General features: G+C 38.4%; 22 protein-coding genes. 8 read left to right on the top strand and 14 right to left on the bottom strand.

All coding sequences use genetic code 11. The annotated features are described in order from the left end of the window. Positions 1–60: 60 nt before the first annotated feature. Positions 61–1,119: a glycosyltransferase family 52 gene (locus R3X28_RS12160; RefSeq protein ID WP_317664585.1), complete on the bottom strand. Its 1,059-nt coding sequence runs from the start codon at positions 1,117–1,119 to the stop codon at positions 61–63. Positions 1,120–1,340: 221 nt separating this feature from the next. Between R3X28_RS12160 and R3X28_RS12155 the strand changes: the two genes are divergently transcribed. Continuing rightward, positions 1,341–2,174, top strand: coding sequence for a glycosyltransferase family 2 protein (locus R3X28_RS12155; RefSeq protein WP_317664583.1), 834 nt, complete (start codon positions 1,341–1,343; stop codon positions 2,172–2,174). Here R3X28_RS12155 and R3X28_RS12150 read toward each other — a convergent pair. Both R3X28_RS12150 and R3X28_RS12145 read right to left on the bottom strand, forming a co-directional pair. Further along, positions 2,156–2,950, bottom strand: coding sequence for a glycosyltransferase family 2 protein (locus R3X28_RS12150; RefSeq protein WP_282054295.1), 795 nt, complete (start codon positions 2,948–2,950; stop codon positions 2,156–2,158). The two genes, R3X28_RS12155 and R3X28_RS12150, sit on opposite strands and share 19 nt — an antisense overlap. A gap of 243 nt (positions 2,951–3,193) precedes the next feature. Beyond that, on the bottom strand, positions 3,194–4,009 hold the full coding sequence (locus tag R3X28_RS12145; RefSeq protein WP_317664581.1) for a 2,3,4,5-tetrahydropyridine-2,6-dicarboxylate N-succinyltransferase: 816 nt from the start codon (positions 4,007–4,009) through the stop codon (positions 3,194–3,196). A gap of 104 nt (positions 4,010–4,113) precedes the next feature. On the opposite strand from R3X28_RS12145, the gene ruvX reads away from it, so the two are divergent. The 3 genes from ruvX to R3X28_RS12130 are packed head-to-tail and all read left to right on the top strand — an operon-like array spanning position 4,114 to position 5,598. Continuing rightward, on the top strand, positions 4,114–4,524 hold the full coding sequence (gene ruvX, locus R3X28_RS12140; protein WP_154366234.1) for a Holliday junction resolvase RuvX: 411 nt from the start codon (positions 4,114–4,116) through the stop codon (positions 4,522–4,524). Further along, a complete protein-coding gene (gene def / locus R3X28_RS12135) occupies positions 4,525–5,115 on the top strand; it encodes a peptide deformylase (protein WP_154366236.1) in 591 nt (196 codons plus the stop codon). It abuts the gene before it with no gap. 57 nt (positions 5,116–5,172) lie between these two features. Then, positions 5,173–5,598, top strand: a complete 426-nt coding sequence (locus tag R3X28_RS12130) for a DUF5606 domain-containing protein (protein ID WP_154366238.1) — start codon at positions 5,173–5,175, stop codon at positions 5,596–5,598. A 79-nt stretch (positions 5,599–5,677) separates the two neighbouring features. Here R3X28_RS12130 and R3X28_RS12125 read toward each other — a convergent pair whose 3' ends face one another. Together R3X28_RS12125 and R3X28_RS12120 are read right to left on the bottom strand one after the other, a co-directional pair. Then, positions 5,678–7,294 carry a family 20 glycosylhydrolase gene (locus tag R3X28_RS12125; RefSeq protein WP_317664576.1) on the bottom strand — a complete coding sequence of 539 codons (1,617 nt, stop codon included), beginning with the start codon at positions 7,292–7,294 and terminating at the stop codon, positions 5,678–5,680. A gap of 27 nt (positions 7,295–7,321) precedes the next feature. After that, on the bottom strand, positions 7,322–7,972 hold the full coding sequence (locus tag R3X28_RS12120) for a GDSL-type esterase/lipase family protein (protein ID WP_317664574.1): 651 nt from the start codon (positions 7,970–7,972) through the stop codon (positions 7,322–7,324). Between the two features lie 293 nt (positions 7,973–8,265). Here R3X28_RS12120 and R3X28_RS12115 point away from each other — a divergent pair, with 293 nt between their 5' ends. Continuing rightward, entirely contained in the window at positions 8,266–8,598 is a 333-nt protein-coding gene (locus tag R3X28_RS12115) for a DUF2853 family protein (RefSeq protein ID WP_282054289.1), read from the top strand. 101 nt (positions 8,599–8,699) lie between these two features. Here R3X28_RS12115 and R3X28_RS12110 read toward each other — a convergent pair whose 3' ends face one another. The 8 genes from R3X28_RS12110 to R3X28_RS12075 all read right to left on the bottom strand — a co-directional run bounded on the left by R3X28_RS12110 (position 8,700) and on the right by R3X28_RS12075 (position 15,668). Further along, positions 8,700–9,278, bottom strand: a complete 579-nt coding sequence (locus R3X28_RS12110; RefSeq protein WP_317664571.1) for a PepSY-associated TM helix domain-containing protein — start codon at positions 9,276–9,278, stop codon at positions 8,700–8,702. Positions 9,279–9,449: 171 nt separating this feature from the next. After that, the gene (gene arsB / locus R3X28_RS12105) at positions 9,450–10,499 is read right to left on the bottom strand and encodes an ACR3 family arsenite efflux transporter (protein WP_317664569.1); all 1,050 of its coding nucleotides are present in this window, start codon (positions 10,497–10,499) and stop codon (positions 9,450–9,452) included. Positions 10,500–10,501: 2 nt separating this feature from the next. Next, positions 10,502–11,131 carry a low molecular weight phosphatase family protein gene (locus R3X28_RS12100; protein WP_154366251.1) on the bottom strand — a complete coding sequence of 210 codons (630 nt, stop codon included), beginning with the start codon at positions 11,129–11,131 and terminating at the stop codon, positions 10,502–10,504. A 19-nt stretch (positions 11,132–11,150) separates the two neighbouring features. After that, positions 11,151–12,038 (bottom strand): arsenite methyltransferase, encoded by an 888-nt coding sequence (locus R3X28_RS12095; protein WP_154366253.1) that lies wholly within the window; start codon positions 12,036–12,038, stop codon positions 11,151–11,153. Positions 12,039–12,083: 45 nt separating this feature from the next. Continuing rightward, positions 12,084–12,413: an ArsR/SmtB family transcription factor gene (locus R3X28_RS12090; protein ID WP_154366255.1), complete on the bottom strand. Its 330-nt coding sequence runs from the start codon at positions 12,411–12,413 to the stop codon at positions 12,084–12,086. Between the two features lie 112 nt (positions 12,414–12,525). After that, on the bottom strand, positions 12,526–13,251 hold the full coding sequence (locus R3X28_RS12085) for a glutamine amidotransferase (RefSeq protein WP_317664568.1): 726 nt from the start codon (positions 13,249–13,251) through the stop codon (positions 12,526–12,528). Further along, on the bottom strand, positions 13,248–14,162 hold the full coding sequence (locus R3X28_RS12080; RefSeq protein ID WP_317664566.1) for an SMP-30/gluconolactonase/LRE family protein: 915 nt from the start codon (positions 14,160–14,162) through the stop codon (positions 13,248–13,250). The genes R3X28_RS12085 and R3X28_RS12080 overlap by 4 nt, the downstream gene beginning before the upstream one ends. Positions 14,163–14,168: 6 nt before the next feature. Further along, positions 14,169–15,668 (bottom strand): TolB family protein, encoded by a 1,500-nt coding sequence (locus R3X28_RS12075; protein WP_317664564.1) that lies wholly within the window; start codon positions 15,666–15,668, stop codon positions 14,169–14,171. Between the two features lie 107 nt (positions 15,669–15,775). Here R3X28_RS12075 and mazG point away from each other — a divergent pair, with 107 nt between their 5' ends. After that, entirely contained in the window at positions 15,776–16,558 is a 783-nt protein-coding gene (gene mazG / locus R3X28_RS12070; RefSeq protein WP_317664563.1) for a nucleoside triphosphate pyrophosphohydrolase, read from the top strand. Between the two features lie 54 nt (positions 16,559–16,612). On the opposite strand, the gene R3X28_RS12065 is transcribed toward mazG, so the two are convergent. Further along, the gene (locus R3X28_RS12065) at positions 16,613–18,112 is read right to left on the bottom strand and encodes a heme peroxidase family protein (protein ID WP_317664561.1); all 1,500 of its coding nucleotides are present in this window, start codon (positions 18,110–18,112) and stop codon (positions 16,613–16,615) included. A 220-nt stretch (positions 18,113–18,332) separates the two neighbouring features. On the opposite strand from R3X28_RS12065, the gene R3X28_RS12060 reads away from it, so the two are divergent. Next, positions 18,333–19,709 carry an MATE family efflux transporter gene (locus R3X28_RS12060; RefSeq protein ID WP_317664559.1) on the top strand — a complete coding sequence of 459 codons (1,377 nt, stop codon included), beginning with the start codon at positions 18,333–18,335 and terminating at the stop codon, positions 19,707–19,709. An 11-nt stretch (positions 19,710–19,720) separates the two neighbouring features. After that, the gene (locus tag R3X28_RS12055; RefSeq protein ID WP_154366265.1) at positions 19,721–19,948 is read left to right on the top strand and encodes a hypothetical protein; all 228 of its coding nucleotides are present in this window, start codon (positions 19,721–19,723) and stop codon (positions 19,946–19,948) included. Positions 19,949–19,950 lie beyond the last annotated feature (2 nt).

Genomic DNA, 19,950 nt, shown 5'->3' with positions numbered 1-19,950 from the left:
TTTTGAGTGCTAAAAATCACCTGGACTTTATTGCCTTTGGATTTAACTTAAATGAATGATTTATTTAAATTGATTCACCGTTTGCTTAATTTTATTTTTCCATCTTTTTGTAGTGTAATAATCACTGAATTTATCACCTACGATATACTTTTCACCAATGATATCGATATTATTGATCGAAGTAGAAAAAAGTGTAAACCCCTTGTCGAAATAAACGTCTTTACCAAGGGATAAAATTTCCAAAGGAAAACTTCCGCCAAAGATAGTTATACTTTTAAAATACTTACTGTAATCCGTAGTTTCCCTTGGGTGCATCTTTAAAACAATGTGAAAACCGTCTTCAATTGAAGTAATGATTTCTTGGTAAATAGCGATCTTGTCCGTTTCTGAGGCTACAATATTGTTCTCTGAAATGGGTTGGGTAATAATTATGGCGTTTTTGCCAGGTTTTAAATCGGAAATGGGTTCGAACGCAAAAGTATAGAACACCTTTTTTTTGGCTTCATTGTTTAAGTTCGCTATGACTTTCAATGCATTTAGTTCCTTTGTTTTTTTACGAAGTTTTTTTGGTAATTTATTCGGAAATTGGGCATAAAACGTTTTGATCCTACGGTCATCCCCACCTTCCAGAGGTTTTTTTGTGATGTTGTTTCTTAAGAAAATCTTCCACGATGTATGTATTTTTCTGTAGTCCCGGGCGCCGTCCTCTATACCGTGAAAAGATTTTTTCGGATACTTATATAAAAAGTAACTCTTAGCTGAGCATGGATTGGAAACTATGATTTGGCTTTCAGTTATAAAAGATTCTTCTTTAACCAATTCGGGCATTATCTTTTCCATATAAGGTACTATCGAGTACCTCCTGAAAAAAAGGGAATTGATTTTTCCTATACCCTTTTTCTGAATATCAAAAGTTGGGATTAGATATACTTTTCTAAAAAAATGGGATTCTAGAAATGGTATCATTTTTTTGTCAATACCCTTTCTGTCCAATAAAAATAAAATGTTGTCGCCTACAGCGTTCACATCATAATTTGAATCTTTGAGGATATAGATGATCGATAGATAAATGTGGTATATTGAATTTGAAACAAAAGTCCTTTTTATAGTATTGTCCATATGTATTATTGGGGAGTCTTAAATATGTTTTGTTATCAAAGAAATACATCAATTTAATATATCGATGCCATGGTTTATTGATGTTGATTTAATTTCATCAAGGTCATTTAGCCTATTAAAAAAGGTTTTTGGTGAAATTTGAACGTGAATTGATTAAAACGCACATGAATTTATGATGTTCATGGGCAAAGATATATATTAAACTTTTATATTTTTGCAAGATGATTTCGAAGCAGACATTGACCCCGAAAATATCAATAATAATTAGCACTTATAATTCCGAAGATTGGTTGCAAAAAGTGCTTTGGGGATTTGATTGCCAAAGCTTCAAGGATTTTGAAGTAGTCATAGCCGATGATGGTTCCGGGCCAAAAACCAAGGAACTTTTGGCCAAAATGTCGGAGGAAGTGTTTTATCCTATTGTACATGTTTGGCAAGAAGACGAAGGGTTTCAGAAATCCCGAATTTTGAACAAGGCAGTAGTTGCGTGTGAAGCGGAATATATTATTATGACCGATGGTGACTGTATACCAAGGGAAGATTTTGTCCAGGTACATTATATTAATAAGGAGCCTGGATATTTTATTTCCGGAGGTTATTATATGCTGCCAATGAATATTTCCAAGATAATCGATAAAGATGATATAGAAAAACAGAACTGTTTCAATATTCAATGGTTAAAGGAAAAAGGTATCCCAAAAACTTTCAAGAACAACAAACTTACGGCAAGAGGGTTCTTATCAAAGATTTTTAACACCTTTACTCCGACCAATGCTAGTTGGAATGGTCATAATTCATCCGGTTGGAAAAAGGACATTGTAAACGTCAATGGTTTTGATGAACGAATGCAATACGGTGGTCAGGATAGGGAATTGGGTGAGCGTTTGTTTAATTTCGGTATTAAATCCAAACAATTGAGATATAGTGCCGTTTGCGTGCATCTAGATCATAAAAGAGGATACAAGACCCCGGAATCAATAGCGAAGAACATGGAAATAAGAAAAGAAACTAAAAGTAAGAAATTGGTTTGGGCACATCATGGCATTACTAAGTAGTATGCCAATTCATTCTTTTTTTCCAAACGTTTTAGTTCTTTACAGTATTCTAAAACCCCCAAAGCGTTTAAATGGCTGATTATAAAACCTTTTTTTCCATCTAAAAATCCAAGACGCAAAAAGAAATGGTTAAAAAACTTCCATGTTGGTTTGGCCAAAAGTATAAAGTAATTGAATTTCTTCTCACGATAAAATGCTTCTTTGGCCTTTAAACGACCATAACTTAGCATTTTACCTTTGTAATCTTCGTAATTCTTATAGCAGTAGTGGGTTAACCTTTCTGTGAAAATTCCAGATTTTCCTTCAACCACAAGGGTTTCATGAACTATTTTCTTGTCTGAAAACTTGGCTTTGCTTTTTCTGAATAAGCGATAATTCTTGTCGGTTTGCCAGCCACTATAACCTAGGCGTTCATTCTGAAACATAAAATCCCTGTAAAACCAATAAGCCGCAATATCATTTTCAGTTTCAACCTTTAAGGAGATTTCATTTTTTAATTTTTCGGAAACGACTTCGTCAGCGTCCAAAAATAAAACCCAATCATTACTTGCCTGTTTTAAGGCAAAGGATTTTTGAGCTGTGAAATTCGAAAATGGGTGTTGGATTACCTTCACCTTTGGATGGTTTAAAAGATACTCATACGTACCATCTGTGCTATACGAATCCACTACGATAATCTCATCTACAAAAGAAATGGATTCGATACATCTTTCAATGTAACCCACTTCATTGTAAGTAATTACTAAGGCAGTTACTTTTTTTTTGGCTATTGGCATAGGTTCGATTTTATTGGGTGGTTAGACCAATCGATATTTCTAAGTAACAGAAAAAAAACGAAAATAGTATGTGAAATACCTAAAATTCCTACAAATTTTCCTGTTTGGCCACAAAAGTACATATTATTTGAGTTATTCGTAATTGGATAAGGCCGCTTGAATCAATATATTTATTAACAACTAAAAAAACAAAAACCCTACTCTTAAGTAGGGTTTTGTAATTATAAATTTTTATGTAGGATGTTAGACCGCTACATCGTACTCACGAAGCGCATCGTTCAATGATGTCTTTTTATTGGTACTCTCCTTTCTTTTTCCAATGATCAAAGCACAAGGTACTTGAAAGTCACCTGCAGGGAATTTTTTAGTATAACTTCCTGGGATAACGACAGATCGGGTAGGAACAACACCTTTTGTTTCTACAGGTTCATCACCTGTGACATCTATAATTTTCGTGCTCATGGTCAAAACTACATTTGCGCCTAAGACGGCTTCTTTTTCTACCCGAACACCTTCGACAACAATACAACGTGACCCGATAAATGCACCATCTTCAATAATTACCGGAGCGGCTTGTAAAGGTTCGAGTACACCTCCGATACCAACGCCACCACTTAAGTGTACGTTCTTTCCGATTTGGGCACAACTACCAACAGTGGCCCATGTATCGACCATAGTGCCTTCATCTACATAGGCACCGATATTTACATAACTGGGCATTAAAATGGTCCCGGGTGAAATATATGCGCCATGTCTTGCAACGGCATGGGGAACGACACGAATGCCTTTTTCCTTATATCCTTTTTTTAATGGGATTTTATCGTGGTATTCAAAAATACCCGCTTCCAAGGTTTCCATTTTTTGAATGGGAAAATACAATACAACCCCCTTTTTTACCCATTCATTGATCTGCCAACCGTTTTCACTAGGTTCGGCACAGCGTAGTTCGCCGGCATCCAATAAATCGATTACTTGTCTAATGGCTTTTTGGGTAGCGGCCTCTTTCAGTAATGCCCTGTCTTCCCATGCTTTTTCTATTGTCTGTCTAAGTTCAGTCATTTTGCTTCTTAAAATTTTGACAAATATAAGGGCAGAAACCTTAATTGATCCTGTGTTTTTATAGTTATAACAATTTATGGTTTATTTTTGCCAAAAACTTGGATTTGGGAAGAATCGTTGCTTTGGATTATGGGAAAAAACGGACTGGAATCGCAATTACAGATGAATTACAGATAATTGCTTCTGGGCTTACTACCGTAAAAACCCCTGAACTCATTGCTTTTTTGAAAAAGTATGTTTCCGATGAGAATGTTGAGCGATTTGTGGTTGGGGAACCCAAGCAAATGGATTATACCCCTTCTGAGGCAGAGGAGTTGATTACACCTTTTTTAAAACATTTAGGAAGAACATTTCCCGATATTCCCATCGAGAGGCAAGATGAGCGTTTTACTTCAAAAATGGCTTTTCAGTCCATGATCGATGGAGGAATCAAGAAAAAACAACGCAGAAACAAAGCGTTAATCGATGAAATAAGTGCAACCCTGATTTTACAGGCTTATATAAATAGAAAATAAATGGTATTACCTATTGTCGCTTATGGTGACCCCGTGTTACGTAAAGTAGGAAAGGAAATTGAAAAGGATTTTCCCAAATTGGATGAATTGATCGAAAATATGTGGGAGACCATGTACAATGCAAGTGGAGTAGGATTGGCTGCTCCGCAAATAGGCTTGGCTTTGCGGCTTTTTATTGTCGATGCCACTCCCTTTGCTGAAGATGATGAACTCACCGAGGCCGAGCAAAACAGAATAAAAGGATTTAAGAAAGTGTTCATCAATGCCAAGATAGAAGAGGAGACAGGTAGCGAATGGAATTTTAACGAAGGTTGCCTTAGTATACCTGATATACGTGAAGATGTTTCCCGTAAGGATACGATTACCATTACTTATGTAGATGAGAATTTTAAGAAGAATACAGAAACCTTTGATGGGGTATTGGCAAGGGTCATCCAACATGAATATGATCATATTCAAGGGATCTTGTTCACCGATAAGTTATCCTCTTTGAAAAAGAGATTACTTAAAGGTCGATTGGCCAATGTATCCAAAGGAAAAGTAAATGTGGAGTATCGTATGCGATTTCCGAATATGAAAAAAGGCAGATAATTTAACGTAGTTATTTGTCTAAATGTAGCATCTTTGCAACTGAAATTTTTTTAAGGAATGAGTTTAGAGAAAATATTATCAATAGGAGGAAAACCTGGTCTATATCAATTACTGACCCAGACCCGTTCAGGTTTTGTGGCTGAATCGTTGTTGGATAATAAACGTATTACCATAAGTGCACATAGCAATGTTAGTGTATTGTCAGAAATAGCGATATATACCTTGGAAGAAGAAATACCCTTAGGCGAAGTATTTCAAAAGATACTGGTCAAAGAGAAAGGTGGTAAGACCGCGATTGGACATAAAGAGGATAAGATTAAATTGGAAGAATACTTTTTCGAGGTGTTGCCCAATTATGATGAGGACCGTGTATACCCAAGTGACATAAAAAAAGTGATACAATGGTACAATATTCTTCATGAGAACGGAATTACCGAATTTATAAAGGATACGGATTCTGAGGATTCCACGGAAGAAGAATAAAAAAGATTACATAGAAATATTAAAAAAGCCCTGACCTTATTAAGTCAGGGCTTTTTGATTTAAATAAGTCCTTGGGTACTTAGTCTTTCTTTATTTCTTTATAACTGTATTTGCTCTTTTTCCAATCGATCAATGGAGATGCATAATATTTGACATCCATACGGTCCAGATAGGGGGCTTGGTTGGCCAAGCGTAGCTTGTAGTTTTCCCAATTGCGATTTTCCTTGGATGTCCAGCTGAGTTCGGAATAACCAATAACGCGCGGGAATGCCAGATATTCCAATTCACCCATATTACTGATGGTTTCTGACCATAAAGGAGCCTCAACACCGAGAATGTTCTCCATGGGTATACCCTCGTATTCCTCGGGTGTCCAAACATAAGCGGAATCGACAGGGATATACGCTGCCCAGTGCAGCCCATGTTTTGAAAGGGTGTCATATTGCATGTCCAAATAGGCCCTTTTAGCAGGAGAGAGAATGATCTTCATGCCTCTTTTAACCGCCTTTTGGGCATTGTCTCCACTAGACCAATATTGTGATATGGAACTGGAGTCAACTTCGGCAGAAGCGATTTCATCCCAGCCGATCATTTTTTTTCCGTGCTTCTGTACAATTTTCTCTACTTTTTCAACAAAATGGATATAGTCGTTTTTTTTGGTGACGTGGCTTTCATCACCACCGATATGAAAATAGGGGCCAGGAGTTATTTCGGAAATCTCACGAACAACATCATCGATAAAAGCATACACCGTATCCTTTCTCGTGTCAAAAGTGCTAAAACCTACTCGTGTACCTTCATAAAGTTTAGGGGTTTTACCATTTCCGTTTAAAAATGGATAAGAGACCGATGCGGCATTGGTATGCCCGGGCATATCTACTTCAGGTATAATGGTCATATGATGTTTGGATGCATAGGCAACGATTTCTTTATAATCTTCTTGGGTATAAAAACCACCGGCTTCACCACCGACTTCCGTGCTTCCACCGATTTCGGTCAATTTCGGCCAAGATTTTATTTCGATTCGCCACCCTTGGTCATCGGTCAAATGTAAATGCAGGATATTGATTTTATAGTAAGCCAAAAGGTCTATGTATTTTTTTACGTCGTCAACACTGAAGAAGTGCCTGGCCACATCGAGCATTGCCCCTCTAAACCCAAAAGTTGGGTTGTCAACGATTTTTCCAGAAGGTATTGGCCAAATTCTCTGCTCTGCCAGGGTGTCATTGCTTTGCTCGGGAATAATCTGCCGTAATGTTTGGATTCCCCTAAAAGCACCTTCTGCGGTATTTGAGTTTATGATAACCGAATCCGGATTAATATAAAGCTCGTAAGATTCGGGTGCGTTAAGTTCAAGGCTATCTGATCGGTTTATGTAAATGATGCGCTCAATAGGATTGGTTCCTGCCTCATTCACCGGAACATCCAAATCTATTTTAGCTTTGATCTTGTCGGCCAAAAACTGTCCAATTTCAAAAAAACCTTCATCCTTTTGGTTGGTGTAGATAGCTGTATGGCGATCTAAACCAAAGGCTTTGTTCGTCGCAATTATCTTCAGTGGCTTTGGAATGAGGTTTTCTTTTGACAAATCGGTAGGTGGAAAATCAATTTGTTTTTTTTGTTCTTTCTGGCAAGCCGTAATGATTGCACTGATAAATAATACGGTCAAGACTCTCGTTACAATGGATCTTATCATAATGCTATTTCTAAATCTAATATTAACTTATTGGTCTACAAATGGTTTTAATGTGGAATACCAAATTTCATATCCTTTAGGGTTCATATGTAATCCGTCTTCGATAAATAAGTCAGGGATTAATTTTTTACTGTTTAACATGGGGTTCCAGATATCCGCATAACGTAATTGATCATCTTTTTTGCATAACTTTTTGAATTTTCGATTCAAACGTTTGTAATTGCGTTTTAAGAACCATCTGGATAGGCTGGGCTTGGTTGAAATAATAATAATTTGGGTCTTGGGATTGTTGACCTTGATTTTGTTTATTATCTGGGTCATCGTTTTCATTATCGCCCTTATTTTTGTTCCTGAGGCAATATCATTGTCACCTTCATAAATGAGTATTTTGTAAGGATTGAACCTAGTGATCAATTCGTCGGAATATGCCAATAGATCTTTGGCTTGTGACCCTCCAAATCCTGTGTTGACTATTTGATGTTCAGGAAACCGGTCTTGTAGATCTTTCCAGATTCTAATGCTGGAACTGCCCGTAAATAATACCGTTTCGTTACTGGGATTCCACAGGGTGTCGTATTTTTTTTGAATAAGTGCCACTTCATTTTCAAAAGGAGCGGAATCTTGGGAATTCCCTAAAAAGGCAATGAAAATAAAAATTGAAGATATCAAAAATCTCATTCCGGTAATTTGATTCCTAAAGATAGGTCTATTCTTTTAAAAATTAGATACGGAGCAATCCAATTTATCGAAAATATCCCAAAATCAAGAGGGGAATTAATGTAAATGCCGTTTGTGATTTTAAACTGATTCTAATTGTAATACCTCTTATGAGGGAGTATTTTGAAATTGGCCTTATATTTTCTATGGTTAAGAAAAAAATCCCCGCTTCATTCTATTTTATTGATCTAGAAAGCTTTAACTTTCTAGTACTATTCAAAACACAATTAATTTTAATCTAAAATTCAATTATCATGAGTGATTTAGCGGAAAAACTTGCTAAGCTTAAAGACACTGCAGAGAGTCAGTTGAAAGAATGTGGAGTTACTGATATTGACCAAGAACTATTGGAAACCTTAGTGAATCGTTTGCGAACAATGATCAACAACAAGGACGCTACATTGGTTTCTGGCAAAGATGCTTCTGAATTGGAAACAGTTCGAAGGAATTTCGTGCAAAAGAAACTTGGTATAACCGACAAGGAAAAAGCCATGGCGGCCATTCATAAAGTAGCCGAAAAAATGTCCGGAATCAGGATGAAAAGTAGACCTGCTTTTTATTATCTAGTACAACAGGAATTAAGTTAAAACGTAATTAAAGGGTTTTAATATAGGCAGTCTATATAAGGCTGCCTTTTTTTATAGGGTTGATATCGACCTTGAATGAAAATGTATGTTATTGAGTTGTTTTACACACGTGATTTACTTCTTCTCATTCTTTTGGGCCCATACCAGAGCCAAAATCCGGTAATCGTAAAAAGAAGAAGGGCAATACCCATTATTGAGGTGTAAATAACTTTTATCAATCCGCCCGAGGTATTAAAATACTTATCCAGAATAGAGCCATCGTGAATGTTCTCGATAAAATCGCTATATCTTTTGTCTACATGCAGAACATCTCCGGTAGCACCATCGAGCTGAACACCCCAAAAATGGTCGGTAAAAACGAACTTAACACTCCCTTTTTCCTTTCTTATGTCAATTCTGTCTATTTCTGTAGATATATTGGTTGATACTGAATCTCGAAGTACCAGTACGGCTTTTGTATGTAAACTATCAATAGGTAACCATTCTTTCAAATTGGTAGAAGTGCCCTTATAAGTGTCGGGGATCAACATGCCATTACTGTGTTTTTTCCAACCTAGAAGGAATCCGGTTACCGATATAAAAAAGAAAAAAATGAACAATGTGGCACCCGTGATACGGTGAATTTTTCGAAATATTCTTAAGGTCCGGGCTTGTTTTATTCTTTTATTCGGTTTGGTCATGTTTTCTTTCTCGGTAATCAATTTGGGATTGGGTGTAAACTTAATTCTTTTTTCTAATGGTGACCGCCTTGTGATTTGGTGAAGGCACAAAAATATGGTTTTGGGATGAACCGAAAAAACACGGGCCTAGAAGCCTGTGTTTTTTTAAGTAAGAGCTCTTTTCATTTAAATCTATCCTGTCGCTTTCAGGTAATATTTATTGCGTAACCAGAATGATACCCTAACCAATAGGATTAAGGCAGGAACCTCAACCAAAGGCCCAATGACCCCTGCAAAAGCTTGTCCAGAGTTTAGGCCAAAGACCGCAATGGCCACGGCAATGGCCAATTCAAAATTATTGCCCGCTGCAGTGAAAGCAACAGAGGCTGTTTTGTCATATTCCGCTCCCATTGCCTTAGTAAAGAAAAAGCCAATAATGAACATAAGGCTAAAATAGACAAGAAGCGGTATGGCTATAATAAGTACATCCATAGGGATTTGGACGATTAATTCACCTTTAAGAGAGAACATGACCACAATTGTGAATAATAGGGCGATCAATGTCAAAGGGGAAATAGTTGGAATGAATTTTTTCGTATACCATTCCTCACCTTTGAGCTTAACCAATAGTAATCTACTTAGAATACCCAATAAAAAAGGTATGCCCAAATATATCGCTACGCTTTCTGCAATAGTTCCGATAGAAATATCAACGATGGCCCCTTCGAACCCAAAATAGGGAGGAAGAACGGTAATGAAGATCCAGGCATAAAAACTGTAACCGAATACTTGGAAAATACTGTTCAAGGCTACCAATCCTGCGCCATACTCGCTACTGCCTTCTGCAAGATCGTTCCAAACAAGGACCATGGCAATACATCGGGCCAGACCAATTAAAATAAGTCCTACCATATATTCCGGATAATCCCGTAAAAAGGTAATTGCTAAAATGAACATTAAAACCGGCCCGATAATCCAATTTAATACTAGTGAGATGGACAAGATCTTGGTATTTCTAAAAACTTTTGGCAAAAGAGAATAATTCACCTTCGCCAAAGGAGGGTACATCATTAGTATCAAACCGATGGCAATGGGGATATTCGTGGTTCCACTACTGAAAGAATTTATAATATCGGGAAATGTAGGAACAAAGTAACCAATACCAACTCCTACGGCCATGGCGATAAAAATCCAAAGGGTTAAATAACTGTCGAGAAAGCTCAATTTTTTATTATGTGCCATTTTTAACAATTGATTTGGGAGAAAACATAAAATAATTCGGTGGCGATTTGAAGGCTTCTTTCAGTATATTCTTCGGCCTGCTGTGGGGTATTGTCGAAAGCCTTCGGGTCTTCAAAGGTTATGGGGATTCGCTTTTCCGCACCAGCGATAAAAGGGCAGCCCCCATCAGCTTGTGAGCAGGTCATGATTGCTGCAAACCCAGATTTCGGATTGAATTCACTATCCAATTTTTTTGAAAATCCGATGACGGGGTGTTCGTTAGCGGCATATTTAATACTATAGACCGGATTTGCCTCTTGGGAAAGTTGCTCAATTTCAAAACCTGAATTGCGTAATGTTTCAGCTACCATAGGAAAAAGGGCCGTAGCCTCTGTGCCTCCGGAATAGCATTGTACATTGGATATACCAAAATGATATGCTAGGGTTTGTGCCCAAATTTGCGATAAATGGCTTCTGCGCGAATTGTGTGTGCAGATAAAGTTTATGCGTATTGACTGGTTATCGTTGGCCTTTGATTGAATAAAATCGATCAAGGGTTGTAGGGTTTCTTTTCGTTCGATGGAAATTGTGTCGATGTCGAGCGTTGAAACAATTATCGCTATCTTTTCGAATACGGAATGTGTGGTTGTCATTTTTTATTCTGTTTTACCATTAACAGCAACCGCTATTTGGGTTGCATGATTGTTTTGCTTGAATTTCAGAAAGGTTTATTTTTTCTTTTTCTTGTGGAGTCCCATGTTTTTCAGCATAGACCGTAATACTGAAAATACCGGTTTCACCTTTATTAAAGGTTTTCACCTCTTCTGGGGAAAGATATTTGCCCAAGATATCTTCGGGAATTACTATAGGTTTTTCTTTTTGGATCGTTAAGTTTTGAAAACCTTGATCGATCATTATTTGTAGGTATTCTTTTTTCTGAATCGCACCTGCAACGCAACCGGCATACATTTCGGCATCCTCGCGAAGGGCATCTGGAAGTTCGCCGACCAAAACTATGTCGGAAACACTAAAATGCCCACCGGGTTTTAAAACCCTGTACATTTCGGAAATTACTTTTTTCTTATTGGGAACAAGGTTCAATACACAGTTACTAACAATCACATCGGCAATATTGTCGCTTACGGGCATATCATCAATATCACCCGTTCTGAACTCTACATTGTTATATCCCAATTTTTCAGCATTGATTCTTGCTTTTTCGATCATGATCGGAGTAAAGTCTATTCCGATTACCTTTCCTTCCGCTCCCGTTTCATGTCTAGCTACAAAACAATCATTTCCAGCTCCTGAACCTAAGTCGATAACGGTATCCCCTTTTTTGATTTTTGCGAATTGTGTGGGAAGTCCGCAACCTAGTCCCAAATCGGCTTCTTCGGCATAACCATTGGTTTCTGAATAATCGTCCATCATAATATTGTATACCTTATTTGATGGAGTAGTGGCCCCGCAGCATGAAGATGCATTTTCAGCTTTACCTTGTTCTGCGATTTTTGCATATCGTTCCCTAACGATATTTTTCAATTCTTGTTCTTTTTCCATGTATAATATGTTATTGCGATAAATCGATTGATTAATAAAAAAATATCAGCAACATTTTTTGTTGGCGATATCCTGGTCTAAGAATTGTAACATTACTTTCTTCATATTGGTCCAATTTTCTTCATCGATACAATAGCAGATACTTGTTCCCTCTACATTACCCTTGATTAATCCTAAAAGTTTCAATTCTTTCAAATGTTGTGAAATGGTAGGTTGGGCCAGTCCTATCTCTTCTACCAAATCCCCACAGATACAGCCTTCGATTTTAAACAAATGTTGTAAAATCGCTACTCTTGCAGGGTGTCCAAAAGCTTTGGAAAACAATGCGATTTCATTCTGAAGGTCAGTGAACATTTCAGTTTTCGTTAGTCCCATTTTTTTATTTTATAAGTTCATTGCAATATTACGATTATATATGAAAAGGGCAAAAACTATTGAACTTTTTAACTCATCTTGTTGGTTTAACTCTTCCGTTTGGTAATTAATACTACTTATACCTCTCAACAAAGCGTTTTAAAATAATCTTGGGTATCGGCGTATCGGTCTTTTTAATACGGGTGATCAGATTATTAGCTTCTTTTGCAGGGAAATAACCATGGTTTTTGTAGATATTTATACGTAATATAAATTCGTTGGCATCGGCCTCGGGATGGAATTGGGTTGCGTAGATATGCTGTTTTACCCTGAACATTTGAACAGGACAGGTTGCTGAGGTAGCCAAAAGTATTGCTCCTGGAGGTGTGTCCTCACATGCTTCTTTATGGCCTACCAGGGCGGAAAAAGTCTCAGGAAGGTTTTTGAGGAGGGGGTCTTCCTTCCCTTCTTCCGTAATCCTTACCTCAACGCTGCCTATTGGTTCTGAAAAGGTAGTTGAAATGGCGGCTCCACAATAATTACCCAAAAGGCCATTGCCGGAACATGCCCCAAGAAAAGGAAAATCCCTGTCAACAACATCATCGAATAAGGTGTTGAAGAACGCTTCTATGTTTTTCTGGAGGATGCCCTTTTGGTTGTTGGCAGTGCTAATGTCAAACGGACTGCCCCCTACAATGATTCCTGTATAATCGTTCAAGTCAATTACTGGAATGGCTTTTTCCAAGCGAATACGCTCTACATCATTGGGACTCAATCCACCCACCTGCAAAATGGCATTAAACTCACTATCGGCGGTTTCATCTTCTGGACGAAGCTGTAAAATAAGCAACTTTTTCAATAGGCTCCCTTTACATTCATATCCAGAATATAAACCGAATTCATGGCTGTAATAAAGAGCTTATTATGTTCTTTGCCACCGAAGGTTACGTTCGCTGTCCATTTTTGGTCAATGGGGATATGGAGGATCTTATCGCCTTTTGTATTGAAAACGGTAACGCCATCGCCTGTGAGATATACATTTCCTTTGTCGTCCAATGTCATTCCATCGGAACCCATGGCGGTAATAAGTTTTTTATCGGTTAGACTACTGTTCTCATTAATCGTATAGGAATAGGTCTTATCGTCTCCGATGTCCGCAATATAGAGGGTTTTGCCATCAGGGCTCCCGATAATGCCATTAGGGCGAACAAAACCATCGGCAACGATACTAAGGTCCTTTCTGTCCGGGGTTAGATAATAAACCCTACTGGCTGCTTGTTCCGGTTCCTCATGTGTCCACCATGGTCTTTTATAAAATGGATCCGTGAGGTAGATTCCACCTTTGGGGTCGATCCATAGGTCATTGGGGCCATTCATTTTTTTATTGTCGAAACCATTGACCAAGACGGTTATATTCTTTTGTTCGTCAATGTGCCATAGTTCGTTCTTTTCATCGGCACAGGCGATAAGATTACCCTCATGGTCAAAATAGAGTCCGTTTGAACGTCCTGAGGGTTTTAAGAAAACTTCCAAGGTGTTATCACTTGCAGACCATTTAATGATTTGGTCGTTGGGTTGGTCGGTAAAAAACACATTGCCTTCCTTGTCGGCAGCTGGACCTTCGGTGAATTCATAAGCAGATGCGATTAAAACAGGTTTCGCGTCATTGGCTATAATCGAATTTTCTTGGGAAGTGGCGGAAAAGCACCCAAACAAAAGAAAAAGTAATCCGTACAGCATACGGGAAGAAAAGATTTTAAAGGTTTTCATCGTTTTTTATTTAACAGGATGGTAACTCACAAATGCCAATTTTTGGCTATCGGGTGACCAAGAAGGTACGTTTATGGTTCCCTGACCTCCGAACAACTTCGCCAAGATAATTACTTCCTTGGTTTTTAAGTTCATCAATCGGAGCATAACATCTTTATTGGGAGGGTGTGCACCTGCCGGCACATCGGTATTGAACGTGACATAAGCTATCCATTTACCATCGGGAGAAGGGTGGGCAAACCAATCGTTGTAATCGTCCGTTGTAATTTGCTCCTGATTGGATCCATCGGTTTTCATTCGCCAGATTTGCATGGTACCCGTTCGTGTGGAATTGAAATAGATATACTGGCCATCAGGGGAATAATCCGGGCCATCATCGAGTCCTTCGGCATCAGTCAGGCGTGTTTCTTTTCCTCCTTTGAAGGGAATGGTATAAATATCATAATTGCCGTTGCGTTCGGCACAATAGGCCAAAATTTTCCCATCGGGAGACCATCCATGCCAGTATGAAGGGGCTAGAGGAGTGATTTTCTTGGGTTTTCCTCCTTCAATAGGAAAGGAATAGATCATTGAGTTTCCGGTTTCCGTTTGGTCACTGATGACCATTTGCGTACCGTCCGGGGATATACCATGGTCATTATTGATCCTTTTGGCAAATCCAGTTGGGATCATTTGCGGTGTACCTCCTTCAATATTGATTTTGTATAGAAGTCCGTCACTATTATAAATCAATCTTTTCCCATCCGGTGTCCAATTGGGGGCTTCGATATGGCTTTTGGTATGGTATATTTCACTTCGGTTCAAGGAAGCAATATCGAGGATTTCCAAGCTGCTTTCAACCTTCGTGACCGTATCGATTGCCTTTAAGTTTTCCTTGATCACAACGTTCTTGAATTTTATGGTTTCAAGAACTTCATTGTTGTGGGAACAAACCCCTAGGCCTACATAAAAAGGGGATGTGATCTGCAGCCGCAATGAACCTCCGGATATTTCCATTTCATTTTCGGAAGAACCAGTGTACATGGTAAAATAGTCCCCGACTTTTTTTAACTGGATCATATCGGGTGCAAGTGCATTGCATTTTATTTCATGGGTCATCCCGTCCTTGGTTTCCCTGAACTGCATTGAGGTAAGTCCGTCACCATGAACGGCAACATCAATGTAAGCGGAGTTAGGGTCAAGGTCTTGACGTATTATTAAACAGGCCTTACGGTGGGGGTCTACCCCTTCATCCATCATTTCAATGAGGGAGGAGAGCGATACGTTTCCAGACATTTTTTTCCAAACAAAGTGAAATTCATCCGTATTGAACCACATATTGGTTCCACTACCCGAAATCGTATAGGTATTATCTGATTCACTATAACTTGCCCATCCGGCATGGTGCACATTGCCGATATCATTGTGGCCATCAAAAATTCCCAACTCATTGGTCGATGGTGATTGCCCAGATGCCACGGTAGTGAAAATAGCTAAGAGTATTGGATGAAAAGGTTGAAGTTTCATTGTTTTGATTTATAATGGATTTACAGCATATAAGTTAGTTAAAAAATGTGTGCTTAAGCCCTAAGTAATAAACTAATTGTATTCGTACTTTTGCCAAAAGCAAATCAATGAATTCTAGAGCACTTCAATTAAAGGCATTCGATCGTTTATTGACCATAATGGATGAACTTCGTGAGCAATGTCCATGGGATAAAAAGCAGACTATGCAAACATTGAGGCATCTTACCATTGAAGAGACCTATGAATTGGGAGATGCTATTCTAGAGGATGATTTGGTAGAGGTTAAAAAAGAATTGGGCGATGTTTTGCTCCATATTGTTTTTTATTCTAAAATAGGATCGGAGACCAATGACTTTGATATCGCTGATGTTTGTAATAGTATCTGTGAAAAATTGATAAACAGACATCCCCATATTTATGGTGATATTACGGTAAAGGATGAGGAGGAAGTAAAACGTAATTGGGAAAACATTAAACTAAAGGAAGGCAAAAAAAGCGTTCTGGAAGGTGTGCCCAAAGGTTTGCCGGCTTTAGTGAAGGCCAATCGTGTTCAGGATAAGGTCGCTGGCGTAGGTTTTGACTGGGAGAAACCCGAACAAGTCTTCGAAAAAGTACAAGAGGAACTTTCTGAATTGCAGGAGGAAGTGAAATCAGGAAATCCCGATAAAATGGAGGCTGAATTTGGCGATGTATTGTTCTCGATGATCAATTATGCCCGTTTTCTCAATATTAACCCAGAGAATGCCTTGGAGCGTACCAATAAGAAATTCATTGGTCGTTTTCAATACTTGGAGTCCAAAGCTAAAGAAGCAGGTAAGTCTTTAAAAGAAATGACCCTTGGTGAAATGGATGTTTATTGGGAAGAGGCAAAAGGCATTGATAGAAAATAGTTGTAGACTCCTTGTCAATGAAAAGAGGGGAACGTTCTCTTCATTTGAATTAAATCATATAGCTACTTCAGCATAGGAAAAAATATCTGAAATGGTCTTTATTGGATCCGGTCTGTCCGGTAATAAAATACCTTCTGGGGTAACTGCGTTATCATCATGATTGTTTAGATAACTGTTGAAATCACCTTTGACCAATCCGTAGAGTGTTTCGGCTACAAGTTTACTGCCAACATATCCTAATCGATTTCCATCTTGCTGTACTTTACTTTCTTGTAATACATAATACCACAAGGGTGTTCTAGCAGTGAATCCTGAATCATAAAGCACACATTCTTGTTCCTCATTGAGTCCCTCTACCAGTTCCTGATGTGTTAAGGGCGTAATCCGCATAGCTTCTGCAACAGCTTGTCCCACCGGGATGCTCAACATATAACCTCTTAACAGGTTTCTTTGTGTAAGGCTCGCAAGTACATTGGGGGGCATTGGTACACCTTCACCAAGTACACTTAGGTCAAAAAGTCCCTTCGCAATAAATGGATCTATCTTTCTTGCAAGATTAGTTGGTGTAGCATTGTTGAAGCTTGAAAAATTAGACCATTTCACTACATTTTCAGGCTTTAATTTTCCAGTTCCATCTACAAGGCCATTCATGCCGGGGCCTAGAATTTCCATGATTTTCTTGGATGTGGTATCGTTGATTTGATAAAAAGGACGAATCATGGAATGTCCGAACCTAAATCCTGCTACAGAAAATTCCAAAGGCATGAAGGGGATATGGGTATTGAAAAAGAAAGGTCCATTGGATGTTACATCGCTAACTACTGCCGAATCACAAACTTGTAAGAGATAGTCATTCACAACTACATATTGATAGGCCCATCGTGTCAATTGTCTTGCTCTACAATAAGCTTCATGGTTACTTAAGCCAGGTTCAATCGCTGTATTGATCTTATTGAATAGTTTAATGAATACACCATGCAATTGACTCACAATGAGGTTTTCGTCATTTCTGGCGTCGGCGATGAGTGCTTTTTTGTTATTCCTTCTTAAATCAAGATATCCCGAAGGGGAGTCCTCTATAAATAAATTGAGGCTGGTATTGTTGAACAGTTTGTCAGCTTGGGCTGAATATTTTGAATTAAAACTTGGACCTTCACCGAAAAGGCTATCCAGATCAAGTTGGGGCCTCCTTCCGTTTTTCAGATTCGCTACTACTTCCCGAGGGTGTAACGGCTTTATTTTTTCCGGTTCATCGAGGTTTTGAAATTCAGAATCGCGGTCTGTTCTTGCGGTAATATCATGATCGATAAATTGACCTAGATAGGTGTATACCGCTGGGATTGTGGAATCAAGATTAACTTGTGGGTCTGATGGACTCCCCATATCGGCCATCATTTCACCAAGTTTTTTCAAATGTTCAATGGTTTTACAACCTTCTGGTAGCAGATGGTCGTTGCAATTGGAAAGGTATTCAAAGATATACCCAAAATTAGTGTCGTATAAAATTTCGGAGCTCTCTTTGGTACCAACGATGTGTGATACATTGTTCAACATAAGTACTTTTTTAGGGTTAATAAATAAATTAGGTATCCTTAAAAGTAGGGTGTAACTGATTTAAAAAAGTAGGAATATGTGTAAATTGTAGGGTAAAGTGTATGATTTTCAGTCATTTATAAGTTAATTGTTCTTTCCCTTTGATTGGAACGGGTAGAAATAAGGTCATCTAATTATTTTGATAATAATTTAATGGAACCAACTATCTTTGAAAGTTCAAATGAATATTTTGTTCAAACAATACACCAAAGAATTTAAATATAATATTAGATTATCGGTGCCGGTTATACTGGGTATGCTGGGGCATACCTTTGTAGCATTCGCTGATAATATTATGGTCGGACAGTTAGGAACGGCTGAACTTGCAGCTGTTTCACTGGGAAACAGTTTTGTTTTCATAGCCATGTCTTTCGGTATTGGTTTTTCCACGGCGATAACGCCTTTGGTCGCAGAAGCCGACGGGGGAGGAAATAAATCAGATGCGAAGAGTGCTTTAAAGCATGGTTTGGTTTTATGTACGGTGTTGGGGTTGTTGCTTTTCGGAATCATACTGTTGCTAAAGCCATTGATGTATTTAATGAAGCAGCCACCAGAGGTGGTTGAATTGGCCATGCCTTATCTTGATCTGGTAGCCTTTTCTTTGGTCCCTTTGATCATTTTCCAAGCTTTTAAACAATTTTCAGAAGGTCTTTCACAAACAAAGTATCCGATGTACGCCACTATAATTGCCAATGTGGTGAATATTACCTTGAATTATTTATTGATTTTCGGCTCTTTCGGGTTTCCTAAAATGGGTATTATCGGGGCGGCGATAGGCACATTGGTTTCCCGGTGTATAATGGTTTTGTATATCTGGTTTTTATTGAAGGGGAAAAAGAAATTCCATGATTATGTAACAGGGTTCAATTTCCGAGAGATTGAAAAAAAGGTGATTCAAAAAATCATAAGTTTAGGATTCCCTTCTGCATTACAAATGTTATTTGAAGTGGCCATTTTCACGGCTGCAGTTTGGTTGAGCGGAGTATTGGGGAAAAATGCGCAGGCCGCAAATCAAATAGCGTTGAACTTAAGTAGTATGACCTTTATGTTCGGTATGGGACTTGGGGTTGCAGCAATGATTCGTGTAGGTAACCAAAAAGGCTTGCGGAGTTTTAAGGAATTACGACGAATTGCCCAATCCATTTTTTTATTGACCCTAATTGTGGAAGTTGTATTCGCCGCTTTGTTCTTATGGGGTAGGCATTGGTTTCCGACCATTTACCTCGATGTCGATGATGCCCAGAATATGGCAGACAATACCGAGGTGATTTTCCTCGCGGCCCAATTGTTATTGGTAGCTGCTTTCTTTCAGATTTCTGACGGAATACAGGTTGTGGTATTAGGAGCCCTCCGTGGTTTGCAAGACGTGAAAGTACCCACATTGATCACATTTATAGCGTATTGGGTCATTGGTTTCCCAATTTCGTTTTATTATGGATTATATACAGACCTCGGGAGTACGGGTATTTGGATTGGGTTGCTAACAGGTTTGAGCGCATCGGCGATTATGTTGTATCTTCGATTTAATTATCTAACCAAAAAATTGATTACAGATTAATACATAAATACATGGAACTACCAAAATTCATTTTAGGTGATAATACCGATCTTCCCAACGCCATATTCGTAATACATACTGAATATCCTAGGTTCATTATCAATCTTGAGGATGATGAAGTGGAATGGTTTGAGGATTTTGTCAAGGAAGATGAGAAAGACCTGGAATACGAGGCAGAAAGCCTTATCGAAGCAGCTACTGCTTTTTATGACCGTGAAGTGTCCCGCTACCAAGAATAATT

Origin of the sequence: Maribacter sp. TH_r10 (assembly GCF_033101095.1) — a bacterium.
GTDB lineage: Bacteria > Bacteroidota > Bacteroidia > Flavobacteriales > Flavobacteriaceae > Maribacter_A > Maribacter_A luteus.
Note: the sequence above shows the minus strand (reverse complement) of the source record. Positions and strands in the feature narration are given on the sequence as shown.

Bases quoted from the DNA above. Each gene is read 5' to 3' on its own strand.
- R3X28_RS12160 (WP_317664585.1), bottom strand. From the start codon at position 1,119: ATGGACAATACTATAAAAAGGACTTTTGTTTCAAATTCAATATACCAC.
- R3X28_RS12155 (WP_317664583.1), top strand. From the start codon at position 1,341: ATGATTTCGAAGCAGACATTGACCCCGAAAATATCAATAATAATTAGC.
- R3X28_RS12150 (WP_282054295.1), bottom strand. From the start codon at position 2,950: ATGCCAATAGCCAAAAAAAAAGTAACTGCCTTAGTAATTACTTACAAT.
- R3X28_RS12145 (WP_317664581.1), bottom strand. From the start codon at position 4,009: ATGACTGAACTTAGACAGACAATAGAAAAAGCATGGGAAGACAGGGCA.
- def (WP_154366236.1), top strand. From the start codon at position 4,525: ATGGTATTACCTATTGTCGCTTATGGTGACCCCGTGTTACGTAAAGTA.
- R3X28_RS12130 (WP_154366238.1), top strand. From the start codon at position 5,173: ATGAGTTTAGAGAAAATATTATCAATAGGAGGAAAACCTGGTCTATAT.
- R3X28_RS12125 (WP_317664576.1), bottom strand. From the start codon at position 7,294: ATGATAAGATCCATTGTAACGAGAGTCTTGACCGTATTATTTATCAGT.
- R3X28_RS12120 (WP_317664574.1), bottom strand. From the start codon at position 7,972: ATGAGATTTTTGATATCTTCAATTTTTATTTTCATTGCCTTTTTAGGG.
- R3X28_RS12115 (WP_282054289.1), top strand. From the start codon at position 8,266: ATGAGTGATTTAGCGGAAAAACTTGCTAAGCTTAAAGACACTGCAGAG.
- R3X28_RS12110 (WP_317664571.1), bottom strand. From the start codon at position 9,278: ATGACCAAACCGAATAAAAGAATAAAACAAGCCCGGACCTTAAGAATA.
- arsB (WP_317664569.1), bottom strand. From the start codon at position 10,499: ATGGCACATAATAAAAAATTGAGCTTTCTCGACAGTTATTTAACCCTT.
- R3X28_RS12100 (WP_154366251.1), bottom strand. From the start codon at position 11,131: ATGACAACCACACATTCCGTATTCGAAAAGATAGCGATAATTGTTTCA.
- R3X28_RS12095 (WP_154366253.1), bottom strand. From the start codon at position 12,038: ATGGAAAAAGAACAAGAATTGAAAAATATCGTTAGGGAACGATATGCA.
- R3X28_RS12090 (WP_154366255.1), bottom strand. From the start codon at position 12,413: ATGGGACTAACGAAAACTGAAATGTTCACTGACCTTCAGAATGAAATC.
- R3X28_RS12080 (WP_317664566.1), bottom strand. From the start codon at position 14,162: ATGAAAACCTTTAAAATCTTTTCTTCCCGTATGCTGTACGGATTACTT.
- R3X28_RS12075 (WP_317664564.1), bottom strand. From the start codon at position 15,668: ATGAAACTTCAACCTTTTCATCCAATACTCTTAGCTATTTTCACTACC.
- mazG (WP_317664563.1), top strand. From the start codon at position 15,776: ATGAATTCTAGAGCACTTCAATTAAAGGCATTCGATCGTTTATTGACC.
- R3X28_RS12065 (WP_317664561.1), bottom strand. From the start codon at position 18,112: ATGTTGAACAATGTATCACACATCGTTGGTACCAAAGAGAGCTCCGAA.
- R3X28_RS12060 (WP_317664559.1), top strand. From the start codon at position 18,333: ATGAATATTTTGTTCAAACAATACACCAAAGAATTTAAATATAATATT.
- R3X28_RS12055 (WP_154366265.1), top strand. From the start codon at position 19,721: ATGGAACTACCAAAATTCATTTTAGGTGATAATACCGATCTTCCCAAC.